The organism is uncultured Oscillibacter sp. (genome assembly GCF_900546705.1).
GTDB lineage: Bacteria > Bacillota > Clostridia > Oscillospirales > Oscillospiraceae > Oscillibacter.
Genome location: NZ_URDP01000054.1, coordinates 1 through 10,147, shown reverse-complemented (window position 1 = coordinate 10,147; position 10,147 = coordinate 1). Strand labels below are relative to the sequence as shown.

Below are 10,147 nucleotides of genomic sequence, written 5' to 3'. Positions count from 1 at the left end.
TTTTGGCACCCCCGGCGAGACTCGAACTCACTACATTCCGCTTAGGAGGCGGACCCTCTATCCTGGTGAGGTACGGGGGCATATACAGAAATTATTCAATTTTTCAAGGCTCCGGGATTCGAACGGTTCGATTGTTAGGAGGCGACCGCTCTATCCAACTGAGCTACGGGGGCATATAAAACGGGTACAAGGGACAAAGCCCATTGTACCCGTTTCTTTGCTGCCTGTCAATCCGCCAAACAATGAGGCGGCGTCTCAGATAACACGTACCCGGATCACATTGGCCAGGTTGCGAACATCCTCGATGACGGAGGCACCCACCTGTGTGTTCAGGTCTACCAGCGTGTAGGCGTAGTCACCCTTGGACTTGTTGCTCAGGTTTTCCACGTTGGCGCCGTCCTGGGCCAGCAGAGTGGTGATGTTAGCCAGCATGGCGGGGATATTGCGGTGGATGACACACATGCGCATGACGCCGCTGCGTTCCAGTGTGACGTTGGGCAGGTTGACGGAGTTGCGGATGTTTCCGTTTTCCAGGTAGTCCCGCAGTTCATCCACCGCCATCACGGCGCAGTTTTGCTCACTCTCCGGCGTGGAGGCACCCAGATGGGGCATGGCAATTACATGAGGCGCCTTGACGATGCGGTTGTTGGGGAAGTCCGTGATGTAGCAGGCCACCTTGCCGGTGTCCAGCGCGGAGAGCATGGCATCGTCGTCCACGATCTCGCCCCGCGCCAGGTTGATGAAACGGACGCCCCGCTTCATGGAGGCGATGGCCTCGGCGTTGATCATCTTTTCTGTCTGCGATGTGTAATGGATGTGGACGGTTACGTAGTCCGCCCGCTTATAGAGATCCCGGATGTCCTTCACCACGTGAATATGACGGTCCAGCCGCAGGGCGTTGTCCACGGAGAGGAAGGGGTCATAGCCGTAGACGTCCATGCCCATGGACAGTGCTACATTGGCAACCAGGGTGCCGATGGCGCCCAGGCCAATGACGCCCAGCGTCTTTTTATAGAGCTCCGGACCGATGAACGCGGACTTGCCCTTTTCCACCACCGTGGTCACGTCGATGCCCGCATCCACCTGATCGCGCACCCAGCGGATGGCGCCGTCCACGTCCCGGGAGCCGATGAGCATGGCGCACAGCACCAGCTCCTTGACGGCGTTGGCATTGGCGCCGGGGGTGTTGAACACGGCGATGCCAGCCTGGGAGCAGCGATCCAGGGGAATGTTGTTGACGCCGGCACCTGCCCGGGCGATGGCCAGCAGGTTGGGGGAGAACTCGTAGTCCAGCAGTTTGGCGGAGCGGACCACGATGGCGTCCTCACCGCTGCAGCTGTCACTGACGGTGTAGAGCTCCGGATCGAAGTGGTTCAGTCCGACGGGGGAAATTTTGTTGAAGGTTTTGATCTGATACATGGCGAAACTGCCTCCTGGGTGGTTCCAGCGAACCACATTACTTGCAGCGGAACGTGCGGCGCTGGCGCCGCTTCCGTTGCAGCAATTCCATTATAGGGCGGACGGAGGATGAGCGTCAATGTACGAAAGACTAAAAAACGCCAGCGGCGGACACAGTTCTTTGGTGAAAAAAATATCTGGGGACACAGAGGAGGCGTTGAGAGAGAAAATCAACGGAAACGAGAGAAAAATTGAATATTTTACTTGAAATACACAAATGGGCAGATTATAATAATGAGCTGTATGTGAATAACAGGCAAAGTGCCTTTAACCGAGAAAGAAAGGGACGCGCATTTATGCAGAATGAACATTTGAGAAACGTTGCCATCATCGCCCACGTCGACCACGGTAAGACTACCCTGGTAGACCAGATGCTCAAGCAGGGCGGTGTGTACCGGGAAGGCCAGGAGACTGTGGATCGGGTCATGGACTCCGGCGATCTGGAGCGGGAGCGCGGCATCACCATCATGGCCAAGAACACCGCCATCCGGTATAAGGATGTGAAGATCAATATTGTGGACACCCCGGGCCACGCCGACTTCGGCGGTGAGGTGGAGCGGATCCTCAAGATGGTCAACGGTGTCATTTTGTTGGTGGACGCGGCGGAGGGCCCCATGCCCCAGACCCGTTTTGTGCTCTCCAAGGCCCTGGAGCTGGGCCACCGGGTCATCGTGGTGGTCAACAAGATCGACCGCCCCGACCAGCGGATTCACGAGGTCATCGACGAGGTGCTGGAGCTTTTGATGGATCTGGACGCCACCCCCGAGCAGCTGGATTCCCCCATGCTGTTCTGCTCCGCCCGGCAGGGCATCTGCTCTTACTCCCCCGACGTGCAGGGGACGGACCTCAAGCCCCTCTTTGAGACCATTCTGGAATATATCCCCGCACCGGAGGCGGATACGGACCAGCCCTTCCAGATGCTGGTCAGCTCCATCGACTACAACGACTTCGTGGGCCGGATCGCCATCGGCCGCATCGAGCGGGGCACGCTCAAGCAGAACCAGGAAGTGGCACTTTGCAATTACCACGACCCCGAGGCCGTGCTGCGGAAAGCCAAGGCTACTGCCATCTATGAGTTCGAGGGCCTGACCCGCCAGGCGGTCACCGAAGCCACCGCCGGCAACATCATCGCCATGAGCGGCATCGGCGAGGTGACCATCGGCGACACCATCTGCGCTCCGGAGTGCGTGGAGGCGCTGCCCTTCGTGAAGATCTCCCGGCCCACCCTGGAGATGACTTTCTCCGTCAACGACTCTCCGTATGCTGGCCGGGAGGGCAAATTCGTCACCTCCCGTCAGCTGCGGGACCGTCTGTACCGTGAGACGCTGCGGGACGTGTCCTTGAAGGTCAGCGACACCGACCGGGATACCGCTTTCAACGTGGCGGGCCGGGGCGAGATGTCCCTTTCCATCCTCATCGAGACCATGCGCCGGGAAGGCTATGAGTTCCAGGTATCCCCCCCGCGGGTGCTCTACCAGGAGATCGACGGCAAGAAGTGCGAGCCCATTGAGCGTCTGGTGGTGGACGTGCCCGGCGACTGCGTGGGTGCCGTCATCGAGAAGCTGGGCCAGCGCAAGGCCGATATGCTGGAGATGACCCCTGTGGGCAGCCGGATGAAGGTGGAGTTCCTGGTGCCGGCCCGGGGCCTGTTCGGCTATCGCAACGACTTCCTCACCGACACCAAGGGCGAGGGCATCATGGCTTCCGTGTTCGACTCCTACGCCCCCTACAAGGGTGACATCCAGCGCCGGGGCATGGGCAGCCTGATCTGTTCCGAGACCGGCGAGTCCATTACCTATGGCCTGTTCAACGCCCAGGAGCGCGGCACCCTCTTCATTGGCGCCGGTGTGCCGGTATACGAGGGCATGGTCATCGGCGTGGCCAACCGTGGCGAGGACATCACCGTCAACGCCTGCAAGAAAAAGCAGCTGACCAACACCCGCGCCTCCGGCTCCGATGATGCACTGCGTCTGGTGCCTCCCAAGCAGATGAGCCTGGAGCAGTGCCTGGAGTTCCTGGCAGACGACGAGCTGCTGGAGGTCACTCCCAAGAGTCTGCGGATCCGCAAGGCCATCTTGAACCACGAGCAGCGCATGAAGGCCATGCACGGCAAGAAGTAAACAAACGGACGTCCGGGCTCTGCCCGGGCGTTTTTTTACCGGGAACCTTTTTCCGCTCACTGCGTCTAATTGATAAAAGCGGAAATCCCGCCGCTATTACGGATACGGAAAGGATGTATGCAGATGAAAAAGCGACTCCTGCAATGTCTGTCCCTGGTGCTGTGCGCCGCACTGCTGACGCTGCCTGCCCTGGCTGCGGAGGGCGAGTCCGCTCCGGCTGCCAAGGGGGGCCCTGTTCGGGTATGGGGGACCCTGACTCGTCTGGACGACGGCGGGCTGCTGGTGGAAAATCCCAATGAAAACGATCCGCTCCATGAGGTGATCCTCCGGGGCGAGGAGATCCTCTGCCTGGATGCCGTCACCGGTGTGCCGCTGGACCTTGCCGGACTGAAAAACGGCGACACGGTGTATGCCTGGGTGGAGCCTGTCATGCTGCTGAGTCTGCCGGCACAGGCCACGGCCATTTTGGTCCTGGGTAACATTCCGGCCGACTACGCTGTGCCGCAGTTTTACGAGATCTCTTCCGTGACGCCCCAGGCCATGATCGCCATTTATCCGCCTCCGGCCCTGACCTGGACGGAGGTTGCTGCCACCGACGGCACGGTGCTCAAGATCACCGATGAGGCGGAGCTGACGCCTTACCTTACCAAGAATATTGTCCGGCTGGAGGACCTGATCCCCGGCACCCGGATTCTGGTGTGGAAGAACGAAGACGGCAGTGTGGCCAGGACGCTGGTATTCCCCTATACGTATGCCGGCTATGTCTCCTGGACGGAGGACGGCACGGTGGTGGTCAACGGCACCGCGGTGGAGCGGAAGGCCAGAATGACCGAAGCCGACGGCGCACTGCTGCCTATTCGGGCGGTGGCGGAGGTCCTGGGGCTTTCGGTCCGCTGGGACGGGACACAGGGCGCGGTGGTTTCCCAAAACGGGAAAACTGTGCTGGTGGCCAGGCCCGGCGGCCAGGTGCTGGACGCCGATGGCGCCGCTCTGGGGGGGGCCTGCGTCAAGGAGGCGGGCGTTACCTATCTGTCCGCCCAGGTTCTGCTCCAGGCATTGAATCTCTTCCATGCCGGATAAACGAAAAAACCGGAACATCTTACGGTGTTCCGGTTTTTCTTGACAAAGGAGGTCTATTATTATAGACTAAAACCGCAAGAAGGTCTATAATAGTAGACTTAAAAGGAGGTGCGGACATGGAGCAGTATCACCTCAGCGACAGTGAGTACCGGTTTTTGCAGGTGGTGTGGGCGGCGGAGCCGGTGGGTTCCGGGGAGCTGGTGCGTCTTTGCGCCGCGGAGCTTGGATGGAAGAAGTCGACCACCTACACGGTATTGAAAAAGCTCTGTGAAAAGGGTGTTTTGAAAAATGAAAGCAGCATCGTATCCTCCGCTGTAGCCCGGGAGACCGTGGCGGGGGACGCGGCGGAAACCTTTGTGGAGAAGGCCTTCGGCGGGTCATTGCCGGGGTTCCTCACCGCCTTCATGGGCGGACGGAAGCTGACGGCGCAGGAGGCGGAGGCGCTGCGGCGGCTGATCGATCAATACGGGGAGGGGTGAACATGACGGCTTTGACAGCAATCTTCTCCCGGCTTTTGTCCATGGCGGTGGCGGCGCTGCCGGTGATGGCCCTGGTGCTGGCCGTCCGGGCGGCGCTGGGCCGGGCGCCGGCCCGGTACCGCTACGGATTGTGGCTGGCGGTGGGGTTCCGGCTTGCCTGCCCGGTGAGTCTGGCGGGACTTTGGAGCCTTTACAACCTGCCGGGCGTCCACGCGGTGGGAGAGGCCACCGGCGCTGTGGGCAGCGGCGCGGTGCGCTCCCTGGTGGATACGGTGCCCGCTGCTGCCGCAGTGCCGCCTGCCGCCATGAACGGCACCGCCGTGGTGACGGAGGCGGTGGAGCCGACGCTCTGGGAGGCGGCGCTTCCCTGGTGCGCCGTACTGTGGGCGCTGGGTATGCTGGCGGTGCTGGCCTGGGGCATCGTCAGCGTGGTGCGCCTGCGGCGGACGGTGCGTGAGGCCGTCTGGCAGGGAGGAGAGGTCTGGATCTGCGGCGGCGTGCCCACACCGTTCGTGCTGGGACTTCTGCGGCCCCGGATCTATCTGCCGCTGCACCTGAATGACATGGAGCGCACCTGTGTCCTGGCCCATGAGCGCCATCACATCCGCCGCCGGGACCCCTGGTGGAAGCTTTTGGGGTGGTGTTTGCTGGCGGTGTACTGGTGGAATCCGGCAGTGTGGCTTTGCTGGGTGTTCTTCTGCCGGGATATGGAGATGAGCTGTGACGAGGCGGTGCTGGGCCTTCTGGGAGAACAGGCCAAGCGGGGATACAGCCTGTCTCTGGTGGCCCATGCCGCGGCGGCGCCCATGCCAGCGGCCCTGGCCTTCGGGGAGCACGATGCGGCCCGGCGGGTGAAAAATGTGCTTGCGTGGAAGCGAGCCACGCCCCGGGTGGCATTCCTGGCAGCCGCCGCGGCGGTGCTGGCGGTGACGGCGTGCCTTGGCAACGGTTTGACCGGCAGCAGTTGGGTGCGGCTGGAGGCCCCGGGTCCTATGATGGAAGTGTCCTGGGATCTGAAGGAGCCCATCCGGGCCTGGGCATTGTACGCCGATGTCTACGCCTACGGCACCCGGACGGAGAGCCGGCTGCTCACCTGCGGGGACCTGGCGGAGGAGAGCGAGCGGACGTTTTCCGGCATCCTCTACTGGAATGTTCCGTTTGATGAAGCAGGGGGCTTTTCTGATACGCTGGTGGGCTCGTTCCGGGATGAGAGCTGGAATGTGGCCTTGCCCCAGCCCCACTATACGGGGGTGGGGTTCAAAGCGGGAGTTGGGCGGATGGGCCAGCGGCTCCGCCTGGATGAGACCGGCGGGACCACCTTGGTGACCATCTACCTCTCCGACAAAGCGGGCGGCGGCACCGCCGTCCCGGCGTCGGGCGATCCTATCCTCACCAGCGGCGGCGTGCGGCTGCGGCTGGCCACCTCCCAGCAGGGGGTGGAGGCCTTTGCCGGAGGGGACCTGGCCGCATCTCTCTTTGCGCTCCGTACGCCTGCCCTGGGGGATGACGACGCGGCAGTGCTGCTGGAGGCGCTGGAGACGGATCTGCTGGGGCCCTATACCTTTACCCGGCTTTCCAAGGAACAGGCACTGCTGGTGGAGTTCAAGTCTGCGCCCTACGAGGAAAATGCCCTGGATGCGTCCATGCTGACCCGGGGCGCGCTGCTCATGGCCCTGGCGGACGATCTCCAGGAGGTGCGCTGGTCCTATCCCACATGGGCAACGGGGGAGGGCGGCAGAACGGAAAAGACCGTGTACCTGGAGCGTACCCAGGCGGATTCCTGGGCGCGGAACCTGGGCTATGAGGACCTGCGGGACCTGGGTCAGACGCCGGAGGGCATCCGGGACCTTTTGGCATATCTGGGCTGGAGCGGCGGCGTTCCAGGCACAAACCATACAGCATCGCAGGCCGAGGCCCTTTACACCCTGGCCCAGTCGCGCCCGGCCCAGGAGACGATGGAGGAGCTGGTGCTCCGGGGGCCCTGGGGAGATGAATCCCTGGCGGGAACCTTCACCACCTCTTTGGAGGAAGGGGTGCTGGCGCTGCAATTCACCCGGGAGGGAGTCTGGGAGCAGGCCATGCAGCAGGAGCAGCTGGGCCGCAGCGGCACAGTGCTGCTGGCGCTGTACCCGGACGTGCAGCGGGTGCAGGCCTGGTCGTCGGACGGAACGTCCTATACCTGGGTGACGCGGGAGATTGCAGCCCAAAACCTGCCGGCAGGCACGCAGATCGGGGACTACGGCACCTCGCCGGAGAAGCTGGAGCAGCTGCTGACACTGCTGGGAAGTCTGTACAGTGAGGAGGAGCCTGCTGCCTGACGGGCGGAGTCCTCCGTTTTGGCACTCCGGACAGCATGGCGGGAAGATTTGACGCAAATTGTTGCGCAAAGGCGAAAACTTTTCTATAATGGAACCATCTTACAAAATGGGGGATTTTGCCATGAATACCCGGATGGAACACGACACCATGGGGCCCATCGCCGTTCCGGCGGAGCACCACTGGGGCGCTCAGACCCAGCGCAGCATCGAGAACTTCAGAATCGGCGGCCAGCGCCAGCCCAAGGAGATCATCACTGCCTTCGCCTACTTGAAGGAGGCCTGCGCCCGGGCCAACGCCGAGGCCGGCAAACTGACGGCGGAGCAGGCGGAAACCATTGCCCAGATCTGCGCGGAAATCCGGGCCGGGCAGTGGGATGAGGAGTTCCCCCTGGTGGTCTGGCAGACCGGCAGCGGCACCCAGACCAATATGAACGTCAACGAGGTCATCGCCCACCTGGCCACGGAGCGGGGGGTGCCCCTGCATCCCAACGACCAGGTGAACGCCTCCCAGTCCAGCAACGACACCTACCCCTCGGCGCTGCACATTGCCGCGGCCATGGCCGTGGCGGAGCAGGTGCTGCCGGCGGCGGAGCGGCTGGCCGGCGCCTTCCGGGCGCTGGAGGAGTCCTACCCGGATTTGATCCGCATCGGCCGCACCCATTTGCAGGATGCCACGCCCCTGCGCTTTTCCCAGGAGGTCTCCGGCTGGCGGGAGAGCGTGGAGGCCCCCTGCCGGATGCTGCGCCTGGCTCTGACGGAGCTGAGCGCCCTGGCCATCGGCGGCACAGCGGTGGGCACGGGACTCAACGCCCCCAGAGGATACGACGCCATGGTCTGCCGCCACCTGTGCCGTCTGACGGGCATGGAGTTCCGTCCGGACGAGAATAAGTTCCACGCCCTCACCAGCAAGGACGCCCTGGTGTTTGCCCACGGGGCGCTCAAGGCCTTGGCGGCCAATCTCATGAAGATTGCCAACGACATCCGCTTTGAGGCCAGCGGCCCCCGCTGCGGCATGGGAGAGCTGCGCATCCCGGAAAATGAGCCGGGCAGCTCCATCATGCCCGGCAAGGTCAATCCCACCCAGTGCGAGGCTGTCACCATGGTGGCGGTACAGGTGATGGGAAATGATGCTGCCATCGGCATGGCGGCCAGCCAGGGCAACTTCCAGCTCAACGTGTTTTTGCCGGTATCGGCCTATAACTTTCTGCTCTCGGCCCGGCTGCTGGCGGATGTGTGTGATTCCTTCCGGGTTCACTGCGTGGAGGGAATCGTGCCCAACCGGGAGAAGATGGAGGAGAACCTGCGCAATTCGCTGATGCTGGTCACCTGCCTGACGCCGAAAATCGGTTATGAGGCGGCTGCCCGGTGCGCAAAAAAGGCACTGGAGGAGGGGACGACCCTCAAAGAGGCGGTGCTCTCCCTGGGCCTTTTGTCCGGGGAGGAGTTCGACGAGACCGTGCGGCCTGAAAAAATGGTATAAAGGCTCTGGTGCATCCCCGGCGTGCAGTTCTGCACGCCGGGGTATTTTTTCGCTTCCTGATATAACAATTGAGATGGAAACTGGAAAAAGCAGCGATTTGGAATGAAATATTTTAAGGTGAAACTTGAAAATTATGAATATTTAGTTTGATATACAGATTATATATGGAAAAACATGCAAATTTAACCAACCGAAACTGGAAATGTTGTGCAACATGACACTTGCATATTTATTCAAATAAGACGTATAATTCATACATCAACAAACAACGCAACGGAGGGACACACCATGAAGAGCAAAAAAGAGATCAAAAAAATCGTCCTGGCCTATTCCGGCGGACTGGATACATCCATCATCATTCCCTGGCTGAAGGAGAACTACGGCAACCCTGAGATCATTGCCGTAGCCGGAGACGTGGGGCAGAACGACGAGCTGGACGGCCTGGAGGAAAAGGCTCTCAAGACCGGCGCCTCCAAGCTGTACATCGCGGACCTGACCGACGAGATGGTGGACGAGGTCATCATTCCCTCCATGAAGATGGGTGCCAGCTATGAGCAGTATCTGCTGGGCACCGCCTTCGCCCGGCCCGTCATCGCCAAGAAGCTGGTGGAGATCGCCAAGGCCGAGGGCGCCGATGCCATCGCCCACGGCTGCACCGGCAAGGGCAACGACCAGGTGCGTTTCGAGCTGGCCATCAAGCGCTTTGCCCCCGAGATGACCATCATCGCTCCCTGGAGAGAGTGGGATATCAAGGGCCGTGACGAGGAGATCGACTACGCCGAGGCTCACAACGTGCCCTTGAAGATCTCCCGGGAGACCAATTACTCCAAGGACAAGAACCTCTGGCACCTGAGCCACGAGGGTCTGGATCTGGAGGACCCCGCCAACGAGCCCCAGTACGAAAAGCCCGGCTTCCTGGAGCTGGGCGTCAGCCCCATCTCCGCCCCCGACCAGGCCACCTATGTGACGCTGGACTTTGAAAAGGGCGTGCCCGTGGCCATCGACGGCGAGAAAATGAAGGCCAGCGACATCATCCGCAAGCTCAACAAGCTGGGCGGTGAGAACGGCATCGGCCTGCTGGACATCGTGGAAAACCGGCTGGTGGGCATGAAGGACCGGGGCGTGTACGAGACGCCCGGCGGCACCATCCTCTACAAGGCCCATCAGTGCCTGGAGATGATCACCATCGACAAGGACACCGCCCACATGAAG

The 10,147-nt window shown here is 61.6% G+C and carries 7 protein-coding genes and 1 tRNA gene; 6 read left to right on the top strand and 2 right to left on the bottom strand.

The features are described 5' to 3' along the window. Positions 1–3: 3 nt before the first annotated feature. Together QZS13_RS09400 and QZS13_RS09395 are read right to left on the bottom strand one after the other, a co-directional pair. Positions 4–80: transfer RNA gene (locus tag QZS13_RS09400), tRNA-Arg, on the bottom strand. Positions 81–255: 175 nt separating this feature from the next. Next, positions 256–1,419, bottom strand: coding sequence for a phosphoglycerate dehydrogenase (locus QZS13_RS09395; RefSeq protein ID WP_295588285.1), 1,164 nt, complete (start codon positions 1,417–1,419; stop codon positions 256–258). 335 nt (positions 1,420–1,754) lie between these two features. On the opposite strand from QZS13_RS09395, the gene typA reads away from it, so the two are divergent. The 6 genes from typA to QZS13_RS09365 form a co-directional block, all read left to right on the top strand. Beyond that, positions 1,755–3,578 carry a translational GTPase TypA gene (typA, locus tag QZS13_RS09390; RefSeq protein WP_295588282.1) on the top strand — a complete coding sequence of 608 codons (1,824 nt, stop codon included), beginning with the start codon at positions 1,755–1,757 and terminating at the stop codon, positions 3,576–3,578. Positions 3,579–3,701: 123 nt separating this feature from the next. Beyond that, the gene (locus QZS13_RS09385; RefSeq protein ID WP_295588279.1) at positions 3,702–4,658 is read left to right on the top strand and encodes a stalk domain-containing protein; all 957 of its coding nucleotides are present in this window, start codon (positions 3,702–3,704) and stop codon (positions 4,656–4,658) included. Positions 4,659–4,774: 116 nt separating this feature from the next. Continuing rightward, positions 4,775–5,137 (top strand): BlaI/MecI/CopY family transcriptional regulator, encoded by a 363-nt coding sequence (locus tag QZS13_RS09380; RefSeq protein ID WP_295588277.1) that lies wholly within the window; start codon positions 4,775–4,777, stop codon positions 5,135–5,137. 2 nt (positions 5,138–5,139) lie between these two features. Continuing rightward, positions 5,140–7,455 carry a M56 family metallopeptidase gene (locus QZS13_RS09375; RefSeq protein WP_295588275.1) on the top strand — a complete coding sequence of 772 codons (2,316 nt, stop codon included), beginning with the start codon at positions 5,140–5,142 and terminating at the stop codon, positions 7,453–7,455. 121 nt (positions 7,456–7,576) lie between these two features. Continuing rightward, the gene (locus QZS13_RS09370; protein WP_295588273.1) at positions 7,577–8,935 is read left to right on the top strand and encodes a lyase family protein; all 1,359 of its coding nucleotides are present in this window, start codon (positions 7,577–7,579) and stop codon (positions 8,933–8,935) included. A 288-nt stretch (positions 8,936–9,223) separates the two neighbouring features. Then, on the top strand, positions 9,224–10,147 hold a 924-nt coding region (locus QZS13_RS09365), incomplete at its 3' end, for an argininosuccinate synthase (protein ID WP_295588271.1).

What these genes read in the sequence shown, in the direction of transcription:
- QZS13_RS09395 (WP_295588285.1), bottom strand. Translation starts at nt 1,419, where the DNA reads ATGTATCAGATCAAAACCTTCAACAAAATTTCCCCCGTCGGACTGAAC.
- typA (WP_295588282.1), top strand. Translation starts at nt 1,755, where the DNA reads ATGCAGAATGAACATTTGAGAAACGTTGCCATCATCGCCCACGTCGAC.
- QZS13_RS09385 (WP_295588279.1), top strand. Translation starts at nt 3,702, where the DNA reads ATGAAAAAGCGACTCCTGCAATGTCTGTCCCTGGTGCTGTGCGCCGCA.
- QZS13_RS09380 (WP_295588277.1), top strand. Translation starts at nt 4,775, where the DNA reads ATGGAGCAGTATCACCTCAGCGACAGTGAGTACCGGTTTTTGCAGGTG.
- QZS13_RS09375 (WP_295588275.1), top strand. Translation starts at nt 5,140, where the DNA reads ATGACGGCTTTGACAGCAATCTTCTCCCGGCTTTTGTCCATGGCGGTG.
- QZS13_RS09370 (WP_295588273.1), top strand. Translation starts at nt 7,577, where the DNA reads ATGAATACCCGGATGGAACACGACACCATGGGGCCCATCGCCGTTCCG.